Annotated in this window: 15 protein-coding genes; 6 read left to right on the top strand and 9 right to left on the bottom strand. The window is 34.1% G+C overall.

The genetic code is table 11. From position 1 onward, the window contains the following. Positions 1-138 precede the first annotated feature (138 nt). The 5 genes from Q5N74_RS07590 (at position 139) to Q5N74_RS07570 (ending at position 7,294) form a co-directional block, all read left to right on the top strand. Positions 139-2,766, top strand: coding sequence for a TonB-dependent receptor (locus Q5N74_RS07590; RefSeq protein WP_304388162.1), 2,628 nt, complete (start codon positions 139-141; stop codon positions 2,764-2,766). Between the two features lie 97 nt (positions 2,767-2,863). After that, complete coding sequence (locus tag Q5N74_RS07585; RefSeq protein WP_304388161.1) at positions 2,864-3,205, top strand: glutaredoxin family protein; 342 nt, start codon at positions 2,864-2,866, stop codon at positions 3,203-3,205. 8 nt (positions 3,206-3,213) lie between these two features. Next, positions 3,214-4,572 (top strand): MFS transporter, encoded by a 1,359-nt coding sequence (locus tag Q5N74_RS07580; RefSeq protein WP_304388160.1) that lies wholly within the window; start codon positions 3,214-3,216, stop codon positions 4,570-4,572. A gap of 36 nt (positions 4,573-4,608) precedes the next feature. Continuing rightward, positions 4,609-5,547: a carbohydrate kinase family protein gene (locus Q5N74_RS07575; RefSeq protein ID WP_304388159.1), complete on the top strand. Its 939-nt coding sequence runs from the start codon at positions 4,609-4,611 to the stop codon at positions 5,545-5,547. Between the two features lie 13 nt (positions 5,548-5,560). Then, a complete protein-coding gene (locus Q5N74_RS07570; RefSeq protein WP_304388158.1) occupies positions 5,561-7,294 on the top strand; it encodes a glycosidase in 1,734 nt (577 codons plus the stop codon). A 72-nt stretch (positions 7,295-7,366) separates the two neighbouring features. Here Q5N74_RS07570 and Q5N74_RS07565 read toward each other — a convergent pair whose 3' ends face one another. Next, complete coding sequence (locus Q5N74_RS07565; RefSeq protein WP_304388422.1) at positions 7,367-7,564, bottom strand: hypothetical protein; 198 nt, start codon at positions 7,562-7,564, stop codon at positions 7,367-7,369. A gap of 28 nt (positions 7,565-7,592) precedes the next feature. Between Q5N74_RS07565 and Q5N74_RS07560 the strand changes: the two genes are divergently transcribed. After that, positions 7,593-7,727, top strand: coding sequence for a hypothetical protein (locus Q5N74_RS07560; protein ID WP_304388157.1), 135 nt, complete (start codon positions 7,593-7,595; stop codon positions 7,725-7,727). Here the strand turns inward: Q5N74_RS07560 and Q5N74_RS07555 are convergent. The 8 genes from Q5N74_RS07555 to kbl form a co-directional block, all read right to left on the bottom strand. Continuing rightward, positions 7,716-8,402, bottom strand: a complete 687-nt coding sequence (locus tag Q5N74_RS07555) for a nucleotidyl transferase AbiEii/AbiGii toxin family protein (RefSeq protein WP_304388156.1) — start codon at positions 8,400-8,402, stop codon at positions 7,716-7,718. The two genes, Q5N74_RS07560 and Q5N74_RS07555, sit on opposite strands and share 12 nt — an antisense overlap. Then, the gene (locus Q5N74_RS07550; RefSeq protein WP_304388155.1) at positions 8,399-8,911 is read right to left on the bottom strand and encodes a hypothetical protein; all 513 of its coding nucleotides are present in this window, start codon (positions 8,909-8,911) and stop codon (positions 8,399-8,401) included. Before Q5N74_RS07550 ends, Q5N74_RS07555 begins: the two co-directional genes overlap by 4 nt. A gap of 136 nt (positions 8,912-9,047) precedes the next feature. Continuing rightward, positions 9,048-10,265 (bottom strand): site-specific integrase, encoded by a 1,218-nt coding sequence (locus tag Q5N74_RS07545; RefSeq protein WP_304388154.1) that lies wholly within the window; start codon positions 10,263-10,265, stop codon positions 9,048-9,050. Positions 10,266-10,783: 518 nt separating this feature from the next. After that, on the bottom strand, positions 10,784-10,975 hold the full coding sequence (locus tag Q5N74_RS07540; RefSeq protein ID WP_304388153.1) for a hypothetical protein: 192 nt from the start codon (positions 10,973-10,975) through the stop codon (positions 10,784-10,786). Positions 10,976-11,114: 139 nt separating this feature from the next. Further along, positions 11,115-11,969, bottom strand: a complete 855-nt coding sequence (locus tag Q5N74_RS07535) for a S9 family peptidase (protein WP_304388152.1) — start codon at positions 11,967-11,969, stop codon at positions 11,115-11,117. Further along, on the bottom strand, positions 11,970-14,735 hold the full coding sequence (locus tag Q5N74_RS07530; protein WP_304388151.1) for a PD-(D/E)XK nuclease family protein: 2,766 nt from the start codon (positions 14,733-14,735) through the stop codon (positions 11,970-11,972). Between the two features lie 70 nt (positions 14,736-14,805). Beyond that, positions 14,806-16,146 (bottom strand): OmpA family protein, encoded by a 1,341-nt coding sequence (locus Q5N74_RS07525; RefSeq protein WP_304388150.1) that lies wholly within the window; start codon positions 16,144-16,146, stop codon positions 14,806-14,808. Positions 16,147-16,269: 123 nt separating this feature from the next. Next, the gene (gene kbl / locus Q5N74_RS07520; RefSeq protein WP_304388149.1) at positions 16,270-17,463 is read right to left on the bottom strand and encodes a glycine C-acetyltransferase; all 1,194 of its coding nucleotides are present in this window, start codon (positions 17,461-17,463) and stop codon (positions 16,270-16,272) included. Between the last annotated feature and the right edge of the window lie 79 nt (positions 17,464-17,542).

Genomic DNA, 17,542 nt, shown 5'->3' with positions numbered 1-17,542 from the left:
GAAAAAAATCAAAATCGAAAACGTTTTCGTTTATTTCGAAAACGTTTTCGGTACGAAATTCATATTTTTAAGAGTTCTTAAATGTAAATTGTGTCGTAATTAAACTAAAATATTATTAAATAACTAAATTTAAGACAAATGAATGCAACAAAAACAAAATGGAGTTTTTTTCTTCTAATGTTATTTTCAGTATCGGCAATTTTTGCACAATCAACGATTTCTGGAACTATAAAAGATCCTAGCGGAGTGCCATTGGGAGGGGTGAATGTTATTTTAGATGGAACTTCTAAAGGTTCTGTTTCTGATTTTGACGGTGACTATGCAATTAGCAATGTAGAAAATGGTACTTATAAATTAAAAGCATCATCTTTAGGGTACAAAACTTTTACTAAAAGCATTACAGTTCAAGGTAAGGATGTAAAATTAGATTTTACAATGGCAGAAGATGCCGCATCTTTAGACGAGGTGGTTGTTACAGGTGTTGTAAATCCAAAATCTAAAATCGAGTCGAGTGTATCTGTTTCTACAATGGATGTTAAGCTTATTGAACAGGCTTCACCAAGAAGTGCTGGAGAGCTTTTTAGAAATGTACCAGGTATACGTGCAGAATCTTCCGGTGGCGAAGGTAATGCCAACTTTAATGTTCGTGGTGTGCCAATTTCTTCTGGTGGATCTAGATATTTCCAAATTCAAGAAGACGGGTTGCCATTAAACTTATTTGGAGATACCTCTTTTGGAAATGCTGATAACTTCTTAAGAATTGATTCTAATATAGGAAGAGTTGAAGCTATTAGAGGAGGATCAGCATCTACTCAAACATCTAATGGTCCTGCAGGTATCATTAACATGATTAGTAAAACAGGGGCAACAGAAGGAGGTTCTTTAGGAACTACTTTCGGATTAGATTATCAATCAAATAGATTAGATTTTGAATATGGGGCACCATTAGAAAATGGATTATCTTATCATATTGGAGGGTTTATGAGATCTGGTGAAGGTCCAAGAGAAATAGGTTACCAAGGAAATAAAGGTGGGCAATTTAAAGCGAATCTTACTAAAAGATTTGATAATGGGTATGTGCGTGCGTATGCCAAGTTTTTAAACGATAAATCGGTTATGTATTTGCCAATGCCAATGCTCTTGGAAGGAAGTAATGATAACCCAACATACTCTAACTTACCTGGTTTTGATATCACAAGTGACGCAGTACAATCTGCTTACTTACAGCAAAGTGCTGGTACATCTCCATTTACAGGCGAAAGACATGTTAATGATGTTAGAAACGGTAATAATCCTATTTCTAAGGCTTTAGGCGCAGAATTTTCTTTTGATTTAGGAGATGATTGGAAAGTAGCAGGTAAAGCAAGATACTCTAACAATAGTGGTCAATGGGTTGCACCGTTTACTGCTGCAGTAGGTACGGTTTCTGAAATTGAAACAACGGCAAGAGACGCTTCAAATGCTACGGGAGCTTTAGTGTATGCTGATGGCGATAGAGAAGCTTTCAATCCTTCAAACGGATTAGCACAAATTATACATATGTTTGACGTAACGGTTGACGATTTAAGTAACTTTTTCAGCGATGTAAAAATATCTAAAAAATTAGGTGATAATGTAGGTGTTACGGCTGGTTTATTCAGTGCGACACAAAATACTAAAATTGGATGGCAATGGAGTTCTTTCCTATCTGAAGTTAAAGGTGGAGGAGACGCAAGATTAGCGGATTTTGATGGTTTTTCTAGAGGCGGACAATATTCTTACGGAACACCTGTTTGGGGTAATTGTTGTCAACGTAAATACAATACAGTACATAATGTAAACTCTCCTTATGTAGGTGTAGACGCTGATTTAAGTGAAAAATTAAATTTTGACGGTAGTATACGTTTTGAAAATGTACGTGTGAATGGAAATATACAAGGTGGTCCAACAAGTCAAGGTGAATTTGATTATGACGGAAATGGAACCATTGAAGGCATTGAGGAAAGTGTGCCGGTAATTATTGGAAATGCTGGTCAAATTGTTAACGATAACTATAATTTTGTTTCTTACTCTGCGGGTCTTAACTATAAATTGAGTCAAGGTGCTGCTGTTTTTGCTAGATATAGTTCTGGTGCATCTGGAAGAGCTTCAGATAGAAATAATTATGGTACAGATGGAAAAGCAGATGTGCAGTATGATGAAGTTTCTCAACTTGAAGTTGGGTACAAGAAACGACTTAAAAATGGAGTTCTTAACTTAACTGGGTTTATGAGTAATACTGATGAAGGTTTAAGTAACGAATTAAATAGATCTGTAGGTAACCCTTTTAAAGCTTTAGGTTTAGAGGCTGAAACTTCTTTAGATTTTGGAGATGACTTTTCTTTTAATGGTTCTTTTACTTGGACTAAAGCCGAAATTGATGGTGGTGCTAATAAAGGAAATACTCCTAGAAGACAAGCCGATTTGGTTTATAACTTATCGCCATCTTATAATTTTGGAGAAACCAGTCAACATAGTGTAGCATTAAGTGTTTTAGGTACATCAAAATCGTACGCGCAAGATGATAACGATTTAGTGATGCCGGCATATGCATATTTTAACTTAATAGGAAGAGTTGGTTTAACCGAGGGTCTTTCTTTAGTGTTAAGTATGAACAATATTTTTGATACAGTTGGTATAACAGAAGTTGAAGGTAATGGCGATGGTGCTTTTGGTTCAAATCGTTTAGTGAGAGCAAGATCTATTAGTGGTCGTTCATCAACCATATCGCTTCAATATAAATTTTAATACTGGTTAATAGCATTTAGTTAGTTTTTAAGTTAGTAATTAGAGTTGGTGTTTTGGCAACTTGATATCAACTCTTTTACTTTAAATTTATTCCAATATGAAATATTTAGCTTTTACATTTCTTTTTTTTATGACTTTAAATAGTCAAACTAAACTTTTAAGTGATGATTTGGTACAAGAACAAAAAACCATTATTGTTTATGGCAGTGATACTTGTCATTATTGCACCGATACCAAAGCGTTTTTAAAAGAAAAAAAAGTAAAGTTTATTTATTTTGATGTAGATGTGAATTTGGAAAAACAACAAGAGATGCTGAACAAATTAATAAAAGCAAATATTGATGTTTCTAGTTTAAGTCTACCGGTTATTGATAAAGGTGGAGAAATTTTTACCAACGGAAAAGATTTTAAAGCATTTCTTAAAAGAATTATTAAATAAAATATAAAATGGCAGTTATGTTAACCAAACCTAGATTAAGCTTTTGGCAGATTTTTAATATGAATGTTGGATTCTTAGGAATTCAATTCAGTTTCGGTTTACAACAAACCGCTGTTAACCCTATATTTTCTTTTTTAGGAGCACATCATGAAGATTTGCCCTTATTAAACCTAGCAGGTCCTGTAACAGGTTTAATCATTCAGCCTATAATAGGTGCTATTTCAGATAAAACTTGGTCACCGCGTTGGGGAAGACGTAAACCGTTCTTTTTAATTGGCGCACTAATTGGTAGCTTGTGTTTGTTTGCATTTCCTTTTAGTCCAACACTTTGGTTTGCCGTTGGTTTGTTGTGGATTCTAGATGTAGGTAATAATATGGCTATGGAACCTTATCGTGCTTTTGTGGGCGATAAATTACCAAACAAACAGCTAAGTTTTGGATATCAAATGCAAAGCTTATTTGTAGGTGCTGGAATTGTTTTGGCCAATGCCTCTATTTTTCTTTTTCAAGATTGGTTTGGTGGCGCAGAAACGGTTACTGAAACTGTAAGTGCTATTCCAAAATGGTTGTATTATTCCTTTTTTATTGGGGCTGTATTGTCTGTGGGTACCATATTGTGGTCTGTTTTAAAAACACCTGAAATTCCACCTTCAGACGAGGAAATTGAGGATATTAAAAGGCACAATGCTTTGCCGCTTTCAGATAGGATAAAAACACCTTTTTTAGAAATTGTTTCAGCAATAAAAGATATGCCCAAATTTATGTGGAAATTATCTGCGGTTTATCTGTTTCAGTGGTATGCTTTATTTGTGTATTGGCAGTTTATTGCGCCCATGTTTGAAGAAAGTATGGGGTTTGATAAATCGCAAGCCTTAAGTCAGGCAGCAAAAATGAATACTACTTATAACGTTTCCACCATTGTTTTTGCATTGGCTTTAGTGCCTCTAGCGTTAAAATTTGGAGGTAAAAAAGTATATGTACTAAGTCTGTTTTTAACAGGAATTGCTATGCTTTCAATCCCCTATATACAAGATCCATTCTTGGTTATTTTACCCATGATTTTATTTGGAATTGGGTGGGCTGCCATGATGGGGATTCCTTATTCTATGGTTTCAAAAATAGTGCCTCAAGAACGTCGAGGCGTCTATATGGGTATACTTAATATGATGATTGTTATTCCTATGGGAATTCAAACATTAACGTTTGGGCCTATTGTTAAAAATCTTCTTAATAATAGTGCTTTTAATGCTATATTATTTGGAGGTGTATTTTTTGTGATAGCAGGTATTCTGGCGTTACGACTTAAACAGCCAAAGGACAATGAAGATGGTGATGAGGCAGTACCGATGGGCAGTGGCGGACACTAGTTTAAAAGCGAATGACTTATTAAAAACGAATTTATTTTGAAAAATAATATAAAAGATATAGATATTTTATGCGTTGGCGAAGTGCTTGTCGATTTTATAGGGCATCAAGCAGGCGTGCAAATTAACAACACAAGAGATTACCACAGATATTTAGGGGGTTCACCCACAAATGTGGCTATGAATTCCGCCAGATTGGGATTAAAATCTGTTTTGGTAGCAACAGTTGGTAATGATGGTTTTGGTGAATATATTTTTGAAAGACTTGGTGAAGTAGGTGTACTAACCCATTTTATTAAACGGCTTGAAGAGGAGCCTACCAGTGTCATTTTTGTGTCTAGAACAGATGGTACACCAGATTTTATTCCGTTTCGAAAAGCTGATTATTGCATTACCGAAGATCAAATTTCAAGAGAAATACTTTCTAATACCAATATTTACCACACTACCTGTTTTGCATTAAGCAAAAAACCCGCACAATCCACTATTTTAAAAAAGGCTGAAGAAGCTTTTAGTTTAGGTTGTAAATTAAGTATTGACGTCAATTATGCTAAGAAATTATGGGATAGTCAAGAAGAAGCGCTTAGTGTTATTAAGGCCTACTGCAAGTTCAACCCATTGGTAAAGATTAGTGAAGACGATATGTTGCGACTATTTGAGAAGGAATTATCACATGAAGATATATTTGAGTTTTTTCATTCTCAAGGAGTAGATGTCGTTTGTTTAACCTTAGGTAGTAAAGGTGTTAAACTATCGCAAAAAGGAAAAAACGTAATTCAGTTACCAGCTATTAAAATTGATGTGGTACAAGATGCTACGGGAGCTGGCGATGCGTTTTGGTCTGGTTTTTTATTTGCTTATATAAAAGAAAAACCTATGGAAAAATGCTTGGAGGTTGCTTTGCAACTAGCTGCTTTAAAACTTCAAAATGTAGGGAGGTTACCAGATAACATTAATATATTATCAGAACTTCTGTAAATCTTAAAAAGAGATGTCAAAAGAGAATAAAATTAGTAACGGTGTTATGCTCAATGCATATCCAGACAGTATAGGTAGTAATTTAAATGATACCATTACTATGCTAAAAATGCCCGAATTTAAGGATGTTTTTTCATTGTTTTATGTGTTGCCAACCTTCTTTAATAGCGACTTAGATAGAGGTTTTTCTATTATCGATTATAACATAAATGAAGAATTGGTTTCAGAAGCAGATTTAAAAGCTTTAGAAGCACTCAATATCCAATTGAAATTTGATATTGTATTAAATCATTTATCGGTGGCATCGCCTCAATTTAAAGATTTATTAAAACACGGAGATCAATCAAAATACAAATATTTTTTTATTAACTGGAATGAGTTTTGGGAAGGTCATGGCATAATGGGAGCTGATGGGGTTGTCATTCCTAACAAAGAATTTCTCAATAAATTATTTATGAGGAAATCGGGCCTGCCTATTCTTAAAGTTATGTTTCCCGATGGAAGCGAAAAACCGTACTGGAATACCTTCTATCAGCAAATTACGTATAATAAAATAACGGAAAGCGATTTACAAAGTATTAAAAAGTTAACTAGTTGGGAAGCTAGATTCATCACAGATAAAGTAAATAAAGCCATTGAAGAAAACCAAGATTTAACAAATCTGGATTTTGCAGATTGCAACCATGTTAAAAGCGACGTATTACAAGTTGTAAATAAAAAACGCTCTTATTTAGGGCAAATGGATGTAAATGCCAATTCCGAATTAGTTTGGGATTTTTATACTGAGACACTTGAAAAAGTGAGCAATTATGGCGGTAAAATTTTAAGATTGGATGCGTTTGCTTATTTGCACAAAGAAATCGGACAATCCAATTTTTTTAATAAACCAGGTACCTGGGAGCATCTTGAGCGTATTAAACAAATAGCAGACAAGAATAATTTAATACTTTTACCAGAAATTCACGCAGAATACGGATTGCATTTGCACGATGAGGTGGCTAAAGAAGGGTATCAGATATACGATTTTTTCTTGCCTGGTTTAACCATTCACACCATTGAAAATGAGAATAGTAAAGCCATTTTAACCTGGGCTAAAGAAATTATAGAAAAAGGCTATAAAACCGTGAATATGCTAGGGTGTCACGATGGTATTCCTGTGCTAGACCTAAAGGGAAAAGAAGTAAATGGCACCTATAATAAAGGGTTGTTGGACGATGCCGAGATCGAGGGAATAATGAACAAAATCATGGAACGTGGTGGTAGAGTTAAAAACCTGTATGATCCAGAAGGAAATAAAATCTCTTACTATCAAGTAAACGCTACTTTTTTTAGCGCATTAGGAGCAGATGAACAAAAGTTGTTGCTAGCTAGAGCAATTCAAATGTTTATGCCGGGGATTCCACAAGTATGGTATTTAGATATTTTTGCCGGAAAAAATGATTATGCTGCAGCCGATAAAGGAGGTAGTGCCGGACACAAAGAAATAAATAGAACCACCTTAACTCTAAAAGATGTTGAAGTAGCACTTAAAACAAACATAGTGCGCAATCAATTGGAATTAATCCGATTAAGAAATACCTCAAAGGCATTTTCGGGAACGGTCAAAATTAATGACTCAATTGATAGTATGATTGACATTTTATGGACAAATCAAAATGAATTCGCTCATTTAAAAGCTAATCTTAGAACAAAACAATTCAGTATAAAATATCTGCAAGACGGTGTGTCTAAGACTGTGTTGCTATAAGAATAGAGTTTTTAAATTTCCTTAACTATAAAAGTCATCATTACGATGATTTCAGAGAACAATAGGGTAATTTTAAAAAGCCCAAAGCTGAACTAACTTTTTGTTGTAATCATCTAATATTTCACTAGGTAATGATTTAAGATAAATTTGAGTGGTAATTAAGCCGTTATGTCCTAGCATGGCGGAAATGGCTTGTAAAGGTACATCTTGTAGCGTGGCTTGAGTAGCAAAACTATGGCGTGAGAAATAAGAGGTTACTCGTTGTACTATTTTATATTTAATACTCGCACACCTAAAAATGCCAAAAACAACCTATTTTGCACATGTAAAAATGCAATCTGGAACAATTACTAGAAAAATTGGCAGCATGAGTAAAACGAATGTGTACCGAAATGTGCATGCTTACTATTCGCCATTAGTATTATTTAAATAGTGATTGAATTTTCTTTATTATCATTTTATATCTCTTATCTTGAGTTTCATAATAAAGGTTTCCTATTATGGCTTCTTGCATCCTGTTTGAGTGCAAAATATTTTGAAATTGCTCCAGCAAATAAGTTTTGACTTTAGTATCAGCATAATTAACTATTTCATGCCAATCTGTACGATTATCCAAAATATAAACAATGTCTTCAAAATCATGACTCATCCTAGGGTCATTGCCTCCTCTATCTGTGTGAGCTACAAATTTACTGGCCAAGAAATAAGGTAATGGCATTATATTAATAATATATTCTTCAATTTGAAGTTGTTCTTTATGATCAAAACCTAATTCAAACCATGGATTTGCAGGAGCCCAACCTACTGGTGAAGTTCCCATAACATCCACCAAAATATCATCAAGTTTGAATCTGCAAATTACCCCTAAATCAGCCGATTGTTTGAATCCTTTAGCAACCAATTTCTCTCTGATTTCCTCTAAATGTGTTATTGATACAATTTTAATACTGATATCAATATCTTTTGTAGGTCTAACATCATCAGCGGCAGGGTCATTGATATACAAGCTTACTGTTGCTCCCCCCACATAAATCACCTCATTGTTTAGATCTCCCAATGCTTTGGCAACTCGCTGGATGATTATTCTATTTATAATTGTATTTTTCAATTGAAATGTTTTTCAAGTTCTACTTTCGCTATTTTTTGCTCTCTTACATTTCCTAAACGTATTGCATCAACTAAAGCCAATAATTCATGCAAAATAGGATCTTTTAATGCCGCTTTTGGAACATTTGGGTGTAAAGGCTCAATAGAAAACCCTCTCTGGTTTCCTTCAGCATATGGCCAAACATATAATTCATCACTTTGTATGATTTCAGAAAGTGGTGGCGCGCTATGTGCGGTTGCAATACCCCTTACTAGTCCACTTGGCTTTTGTGGATATACATATTTTAGCCCTGAAGTTATAAACTCCACCAAAGCCTGGTTCATAACTCGCTTTTTATCACTAGCAATAAGACCTGCAAGGACACTACGATTTAAAGATTCACTTACTTCACTATTACTAATAAATAATTCGTTTGCAATATCTTTCATCAACCAATCTTGATCACCCTTTGCTACTATTTTTAATAAAATAACAATATCGTGAGGTCGCATTCCATTATGCTTTTTCATATGCTTAGTTTTTGTTTCGCGATTCGCAAAACACGAAATTAGAATTTTTTAAATTAATATTCAAAAATAACAGACTATAATTATAATGGTAAAATGAAATTATCTAGGAAATTTAATAGCCTAGTCTATAATCGGCCTAAAACTGCATTAATTTTTTATTATAATCATCTAATACTTCACTAGGTAATGATTTAAGATAAATTTGAGTGGTTGTTAAGCGGTTATGTCCTAGCATGGCAGAAATGGCCAGTAAAGGAACATCTTGAAGCATTGCTTGAGTTGCAAAACTATGGCGAGACACATAAGATGTTACGCGTTGTTCAATATTACATTTTTCTGCAATTTGCTTTAGCCCCTTGTTATAAACTTTACGAGCCCATAATACATCTTTGTATTGAAGTTCGTAGGTGTCTCTTTTTATAATTGGAAAGATAAAATCGGATTTTTCTTTGTCTTTTGTGTAAAAATCAAGTATCTCTTTTAATGGAGCGGTGATTTTAATATCATACGGTTTAGATGTTTTGCTTCTAAAAAATTTTATACGATTATCTATAATGTTTTCAAGTTTTAAAAATGCCATATCAATAAAAGAAACCCCATAAAGCATGTAGGATGCTAAAAAGTAATTTCGAAAATGAAAAAGATGGTCCGATTCATCTAATTGCAATAGCATGATTGCTTTTATACTTTTAATATCAAGAGCTCTTTTTTCGGTAGGCGTTGTTTTTATCTTATAATTTACAAACGGATAAGCTTCTTTTGCAACAATTCCAGCTTTGATGGCTTTATTAAATATAGCTCTTATGGTCTTCATGTAAACAGCTAATCCGTTCGTGGAATTTCCTCTAGAATAATGAAATTGCTCAAACCTTTTAAGAAACTCGTAATTAACTTCGTTAAATTTTAAATCATTATCATTATTGAATTTTTTTAAAATTTTAGTAATTGCGTAGTAGGAATTGGCATTTCCATACCGCTCAACCTTATTAAGGTCTTCTATGATGCTGTTACTATATTCAAAAAATGAATTGACGGTAACCTTTTTTGTGATTTTGTTTTTTATTTGAGAAATGGATAAATAATTGAGTTCTTCCTTTTCATTTAAATGGTCAATAATATTAATTGCACGCACTTTTGCTTTTAATAGGTTATTGTTTAATTTTTTTACGGTTACAGAATTACCATAAGATTTTTTTATTTTTTCGCTTCTTTCATCCCAAAAAATTAATGGCACAGATGCTCCTAACCGTATTGACGTGGTTTTTCGAAAATGACTAAGCCTTAAAATTATTGGAAAAGAGTTGTCATTTTTCTTTCTGCGGGTGTCTAAAGAAAGTTTTATATTAGTATTCATGATACCCAAAGATAAAAAAAATTTGCACGCAATTTGCACGCAGATAGATGATATCAAATGATATCATTTGATATCAAAATTAATTAAACAACTGAAAACCAGTATTATATGTTTGTGTTTGGTGGTGTTTGATGTGCTTATTCCAACTCTGGCAGTCAAGAGGTCGTGGGTTCGAATCCCATCTTCTCCACTAGTATTGATAAGGGTTTACAGAGATGTAAGCCTTTTTTTAATTGTTGTTTTCAGAAAATTTATAAATTAAATTTAGTCTATCTTATTCATAACATCCCGATTGTGATTTTAAGACTAGAGCCTAATATGTTTTTGTCGTTTTCCTCTTCATTTACAATTCTATTTATCTTAATAAGAATGGTTGTTTCAATTTTGTATCGTGAATTGGTGAAATGAAAAATGAAGGGATAATGATATTTTTAATATACCACTGCCTGTTCAATAATTGACTTTTGGAAATACGGAGCGTATGTTGATGTTATAGATAGAGGAACTCGTAGAATCATTTACTTTTTATTAGGTTCCTGAAGTTCTTGCTGTTCTAAAGGTAATGATGCTAGAAAATCTTTAGAGGACATGAGGTAGCTCGTGGATAATAATGGATTTATTAATGATTCCCCCTTCGATATTGAGTCCGATAACAACACGTCCTTCCGCATCTGTGCTAATTTTTCCTCTAAAATTTGTTTCTCCGTCATAGAATGAAAGTTTACTTTTATATGCTAATTTAGTATGTTTTTTTAAATTATGCGTCCAACAAAAACTTTGTTTTATATTAAAATAGTGTTATTAACATGACGGTTTTATTTTTAGTTGGTAAGTGGGCAGGGGCTTTTATTAAGATGTTGTGGGGTGTTTCAAAAAGGCACGAACTTTTTGAGCAACCTCATCTAAGTGTTGTGGAAGGTCTTCTTCTCTCCAAGGATGATATGCTCCAAACACATGGTTGGCGGCATCAATAATGTGTAATTCACTTTTCGGATTCCATGCGTGAAGTTGTTCAGCTTCAGCTATAAAAACGCTGGTATCATTATTCCCGTGAATTATAAGGTGCGGGATGTTTATGCTGGAAACAGCACGTTTAATGGTTAGACGCTCTTCATTAGTTATAAAATCTTCATAAAACTGATAAAAATGCGGCATTTGCTGTTTTGTTCTACCATTTAAAACATATTTTACACCATCCGTTTTCCACGATTCTAAATCGCCAATGGTTGCGGTTCTGCTTGCGAAATCGCATACTCCGGCCAAACTGATAAGGTTTTTTATTCTACGGTCTTCTTCTGCTTTAATAGCCACGATGCCTCCGCCTCGGCTATGGCCAATTAAAGTAATCTGGTCGGTATTTGCAATTTTTTGTATGTCTGGGTTATTGAAAACCCAATCGATAACAGTTTCTAAATCGTCTAACTCTTTTGTGTAGTTGTTATTTCCAAAGGCCTCTAAATCTGGGAAATCTATAGGTTGTTCAACAGTGCCGCCGTTATGTGAAAAGTTGAATTTTACAAAGCAAAATCTCGTGTTAGCAAATTGTTTCGCCATGATGTTCCAAGCGCCCCAATCTTTAAAGCCCTTGTAACCGTGACAGAATATAATAACAGGTAGATTGGTTTTGTTTTCTGCAAAAGTCACATCCATTACGATGGGCCTTTGGTGTTTTCCGTTTATAACAATATGTTGTTGTGCTAGCATTTAAACTTCTTTTTCAGTGAATGGGATGTTAGGGTTGCAAATTTCTAAAATAAGCTGTTTTAATTCAGACTTAAAACTGTCAATAGTATCGTTTGTAATCAAAAAATCTTTTTTTGCTCCATTACCAGATTTATCTTTTTTAGCAAATTTTAAAAAACCGGCACTTAAATTTTTAAAGGAAATGATACCTGCTTCCACGGGGAGATTAATCGTGCCCATTTGTTGCATCATATAAGCATATGCAAGTATTTGAAAAGACTTGCTATATTTTTTATAGTCGGTTGTAAGCTCGTCCCAATTAATAACTTCAACTTGGTTTTGCTCTACCCGACCCGTTTTATAATCGATAATTCTGGTGATGCCATTATATTCATCAACTCTGTCTACTTTTCCAACTAATTTCACAGGGAAATCCAGTTCAGGAATATCGACTATAACCTGGTTATCTGCTTCAATCGCTATTATTTTAATTTGATTTCCAGCTTTTAAATCTTGAATTTCTAAATCTAAAAAATTGGATACATAGCGTTTTGCTATTTCAAAAACAATTAAGTTTTTTCCCTTGGTAATATCACCTTCCTTATACTCGTTTTTAAAGTGATAAGTAACTTGTTCTTCAATTTTAGATTTTAAACTTTTAATAATATCTACTGTTATAAAAGTGCCAGTTAAAGGTTTGTAAAAATCTTCAAGGGTATTGTGTACAACAGTTCCTAGCGTGTTGGCAGCCACGGTTTCTTCAACATCATCATGCTCTTTTATTTTTAATAATTTCTGATGATAAAAATCGATGGGATTTCGAATATAAGAGGTTAAAGAAGAAGGTGAAAAACCTTTTGCTGATAAATTTATAATATCATTTACAAGACTTTCATTTTTATCAATAGTTTGTAATGAAGCTTCAATTACAGGAACCTGAGGTGCAACAATTTGATGGTTAATATTGTGTATGCCCTCTAATTCTAGTTGGGTGATAAAACGGCTTCTTTCGCCACCAGTTAACACATCGGCTTCAGTGTTGTAAAGTATATAAATATTTTTGGCACGTTGTAAAAGTCTGTAAAAGTGATAGGTGTAAACGGCATCCTTTTCTTTGTAAGTAGGCAGTTTATTTTCAAGTTTTACATCGAAAGGAATAAAGGAATTATTGCTTTTTCCGGAAGGAAGCACGCCTTCATTTACAGATGAAATTATAACGGTGTCAAAATCTAAAACACGCGATTCTAACATTCCCATAATTTGCAGTCCTTGTAAAGGTTCTCCCTGGAAATCTAAAGTTTCAGAACTTAATAATTCTTTATAGATGCTAAATAGCGTTGAAACATCTTTTATGTGTTGGTATTTGGCATTTAAACGTGAAAGCTCATTAAACAATTCATTAAACCTAAATAAATACTCCAATGAGAGTAAATTAGCGGCCTTGTTAGCGTCTAAATATGTTTTTATACTCAGTATAAGCTGAAAGCAATTTTGAAGCGCTAAATCGATCGTTTTGCCCCAGTTTGAGAATAGAAGATCGATAACAGTTCCCGAATGAGGTGCGATGGCTTTTAGTCGGTCTGCCGTTAAGTAAATAATATTGTTAGCATCTATGGTCTCAATTATTTTTGAAGCATAGTCTACTTGGTCTACATTAAAAAGAGGTCTAATAAATTGATGCGACATCACATTAATAACATCTTTATGGTAAAAACTATTAGATGGTGTTTTGTGAATGTAAAACAAGGTTTCAAATAACCAAGCCAATGGAATGGACTTTAACGGAAAACCCATTGTTATATTTAAGGCGTCGATATTTTCAGGCAACGCATTAAGCACAGGAATTAGTAAATTCTCATCGCCTAAAACAACAGCTGTGTTTTGCAAACTTGAGTTTTCATGTTGCAGGCTTTTTAATAAGGAGCCAATATGTTTTGCTTGTCCTATGTTTTTGGGGATTCCGAACGTTGAAATGTTTTTTTTGTTGGAATAATTAGTCGTAATCCAGTTAAAAGGCTCGGTTTTAAAATGAGGCCACTTTTGGTGATGTTGTCTTGTAAATAAAGCAGCATCGTGGTTTGGACTGTTAAAAAAAACGGTATCAATATCCCAATAAATTTTTGCTAAATGATTTTGAAGCAATTTTTGAATAATTGTTTCTTCACAGGTATTAAGCGCGTTGAAGCCTAAAAAAACATGTTGTTTGTTTGGGTGGTCTTGAATGTACGCTTCCAAATTTGCGACAGCTTCTCTGTAAATTAAGCCTTGGTACCCAATTTTTTTATTGAGAAGTTGCTTGCTGAAATGCGTGTAATAACTGTGTAATTTATTCCAAAAGGATAAGTAGTTTTTTATAAACTCCGTTTGGTTTTCTTCTAAAGACCAATGGTGGTTTTCAATTTCTTTTATAGCTGTTAGATAATTGAAAATCTTTTCTTGAGGAATAAGATAACGGTCAATCTCGTTAAAATCTTGAAGTAAAATTTGTGCCCATTTTGAGAATATTTCAAAGCTATCCGTTTCCTCCTTTTTCGTTACTTGGGTATACGCGGTATAAAACTCGAAAAGTAATTCGGTATTTGAGATGGTTTGAAGTTGTGATAAATCTTCAACAAATTCTTCAATACTAATAATGGTGGGTGAAAAAATAGTTTGATTGCTAACCTTATAAAGTTGGTGTTTTAAAAAGAGACCAGCTCTTTTACTAGGTAGAATAAACGTAAGCTCGGAAAGATTTGAGTTGTTGTTTTGTAAATCTTTTAGAACATCAAAAATGAAAGTTGTCATTGTATAAAAATAAAAAACGCTTCGGATATCCGAAGCGTTTTAAACTTATTTATTTTTACTTTAAAAGTAATTATTTAGCTAAGTTAATTTCAACACGTCTGTTGTTAGCTCTACCTTTAGAAGTAGTGTTTTTGTCGATTGGTTTAGCTTCTCCGTAACCTTTAGAAGAAAGTCTAAATTCATCAATACCATTTTTAGTTAAGTATTCTTTAACTGATAATGCTCTAGCTTCAGATAAAACTTGGTTTAGTTTATCACTTCCAATAGAATCAGTATGACCCTCAACTGTAAATTTAGAGTTCGGGTATTCTTTAAGAATTTTGATGATGTCAGCTAATACAGCCGCAGATTGCTCTTTAATTGAAGACTTTCCAGTATCAAATAAAATAGTTTTAGCGTATGCATTTAAAGTTTTTTGAACTTCTTCTGAAACTTCAGGACAACCATTGTTTGCAACAGTTCCTTTTACAGAAGGACATTTATCATCTTTGTCTAATACACCGTCACCGTCAGTATCAGGCCAAGGACATCCTTGGTTTGCAGCAGGACCAGCAACAGAAGGACATTTATCGTCAGCATCAGTTACACCGTCACCGTCAGCATCAGGACAACCAGCTAAAGCTTTTAATCCAGCAACAGAAGGACATTTGTCATCTTTGTCAGCAACACCGTCACCGTCAGCATCAGGACATCCGTTAAGTTCAGCAGGACCAGCTTCGTTAGGACAAGAATCTTTGCTATCTTCAATTCCGTCACCATCAGTGTCAGGACATCCGTTAAATGCAGCAATACCTGCAACATCTGGACAAGCGTCATCTTTGTCATATATTCCATCACCATCAGTATCAGTTCCACCAAATTTGATAGAGATACCAGCAGTATGTTGGAAGTGAGTGCTTAAGTAATCTTCAAACGCATGTTTGTAAGAAGTTTGTACAGTTAAACCAACGTTATCGTTAAACCAAATGTTTAAACCTAAAGTTCCGTTTAAAGTACCAGCACCAACTTCGTCAACCCAAGTGTAACCACCACCAAGACCTAAGTAAGGATCGATAGTTGTACCGTCTAAAAAGTTGTATTTAATTGTACCGTCAACACCATAGTAAGATAAATCAGATTGATTTACACCATCCCAGTGCTCTATTTTATTTAAAGATCCAGCTCCTCCAAAAGAAAAACCATCTCCTAAATATTTAGATACTGAAATAGATGATAAAGAAGGTAAGATATTCCAGTTATCTCCTACATTGAAGAAGTCTGAAAATGTACCACCTACATCTTCTGTTGGGTAATTATCAACGGCATTTGCGCCAATTGTAATTTGCCATGGATTGTTTTTGTCTTGCGCATTAGCGTTGCTAAATACAAGTACAAGCAACATAGCGAACAATAATCTGCTAAGATTTTTCATATTCAAAAGTTTAATTTTTAAGTGTTAATTGTAAACAAAAGTAAGTTGTTAAATTTTATTAACAAAGACAAATATATAAAAAAAACGAAGTTTTAGGTTATTGAACGATTGTTCAGAATAGTTTTAAATTATATTTAAGGTTTTTCCAACAAGCGTGAAGGCGTGTATCGCTTTGTCTAGCTGCTCTTTGGTGTGCGCTGCGGATAGTTGCACACGTATTCGTGCTTTTTCTTTTGGTACTACCGGGAAGAAGAAACCAATTACATAAATGCCTTCCTTTAATAACATATTGGCCATGGTTTGTGCCAATTTAGCATCGTATAACATGACGGGAACTATCGCAGAATCTCCGTCTACAATATCCAATCCAGCCTTTTTTATGCCTTTTTTGAAATAATTCGTGTTCCATTCTAGAGTGTCCCGCAATTTGGTGTCGTTTGCCAGCATATCAAAAACCTTAATGGAGGCGCCAACAATAGCAGGAGCTAGTGAGTTTGAGAACAAATAGGGTCTAGAGCGTTGGCGTAGCATTTCTATAATTTCCTTTTTACCAGTAGTATAGCCGCCCATTGCGCCACCCAAGGCTTTACCCAAGGTTCCTGTTATGATATCTATTCTGTCTAAAACACCCTTTTCCTCTAGGGTGCCACGGCCTGTTTTTCCAATAAATCCAGCGGCATGACATTCATCAATCATCACTAAGGCGTCATACTTATCTGCTAAATCACAAATTTTATCAAGCGGGGCTACTAAGCCATCCATAGAGAAAACACCGTCTGTTACTATTATTTTAAAACGTGCGCCATTTTTATTGGCTGCAATAAGTTGATTTTCTAAATCTTCCATATTGCTGTTTTCGTAGCGGTAGCGGGCTGCTTTACATAAACGAACACCATCTATAATAGAAGCGTGGTTTAAGGAGTCTGAAATAATGGCGTCATCAGCACCCAATAAAGGTTCAAAAACACCACCATTGGCATCAAAAGCTGCAGCGTATAAAATGGTGTCTTCGGTTTGATAGAAATCGGAAATTTTCTGTTCTAATTCTTTGTGAATATCTTGTGTTCCGCATATAAACCGAACGGAACTCATTCCAAATCCATGAGTATCCATAGCATCTTTAGCAGCTTGGATTACATCGGGATGGGATGATAATCCTAAATAGTTATTAGCACAAAAATTTAAAACTTTTTGGCCTGTATTTAAAGTTATTTCGGCACCTTGTGCAGAGGTAATAATACGTTCTTCTTTAAAAAGTCCGTTATCTTTTATGTCTTGAAGCTCTAATTGTAAATGATTCTTTAGTTTTCCGTACATAATTTAATGTTTTATAGCTTTGAAGTGTTTTTAGTTTTAAACCGGCTGTAATTATTGTATTGTTAAATAATCGGCTTTA

It is taken from the genome of Mariniflexile sp. AS56 (assembly GCF_030552475.1).
Lineage (GTDB): Bacteria > Bacteroidota > Bacteroidia > Flavobacteriales > Flavobacteriaceae > Mariniflexile.
The sequence above is the reverse complement of the archived record's forward strand: the minus strand, read 5'-3'. Positions and strand labels throughout refer to the sequence as shown.

Excerpts from the sequence above, each read along its gene's own strand:
- Q5N74_RS07590 (WP_304388162.1), top strand. The coding sequence starts at position 139 with ATGAATGCAACAAAAACAAAATGGAGTTTTTTTCTTCTAATGTTATTT.
- Q5N74_RS07585 (WP_304388161.1), top strand. The coding sequence starts at position 2,864 with ATGAAATATTTAGCTTTTACATTTCTTTTTTTTATGACTTTAAATAGT.
- Q5N74_RS07580 (WP_304388160.1), top strand. The coding sequence starts at position 3,214 with ATGGCAGTTATGTTAACCAAACCTAGATTAAGCTTTTGGCAGATTTTT.
- Q5N74_RS07570 (WP_304388158.1), top strand. The coding sequence starts at position 5,561 with ATGTCAAAAGAGAATAAAATTAGTAACGGTGTTATGCTCAATGCATAT.
- Q5N74_RS07560 (WP_304388157.1), top strand. The coding sequence starts at position 7,593 with ATGCCAAAAACAACCTATTTTGCACATGTAAAAATGCAATCTGGAACA.
- Q5N74_RS07550 (WP_304388155.1), bottom strand. The coding sequence starts at position 8,911 with ATGAAAAAGCATAATGGAATGCGACCTCACGATATTGTTATTTTATTA.
- Q5N74_RS07545 (WP_304388154.1), bottom strand. The coding sequence starts at position 10,265 with ATGAATACTAATATAAAACTTTCTTTAGACACCCGCAGAAAGAAAAAT.
- Q5N74_RS07540 (WP_304388153.1), bottom strand. The coding sequence starts at position 10,975 with ATGACGGAGAAACAAATTTTAGAGGAAAAATTAGCACAGATGCGGAAG.
- Q5N74_RS07535 (WP_304388152.1), bottom strand. The coding sequence starts at position 11,969 with ATGCTAGCACAACAACATATTGTTATAAACGGAAAACACCAAAGGCCC.
- Q5N74_RS07530 (WP_304388151.1), bottom strand. The coding sequence starts at position 14,735 with ATGACAACTTTCATTTTTGATGTTCTAAAAGATTTACAAAACAACAAC.
- Q5N74_RS07525 (WP_304388150.1), bottom strand. The coding sequence starts at position 16,146 with ATGAAAAATCTTAGCAGATTATTGTTCGCTATGTTGCTTGTACTTGTA.
- kbl (WP_304388149.1), bottom strand. The coding sequence starts at position 17,463 with ATGTACGGAAAACTAAAGAATCATTTACAATTAGAGCTTCAAGACATA.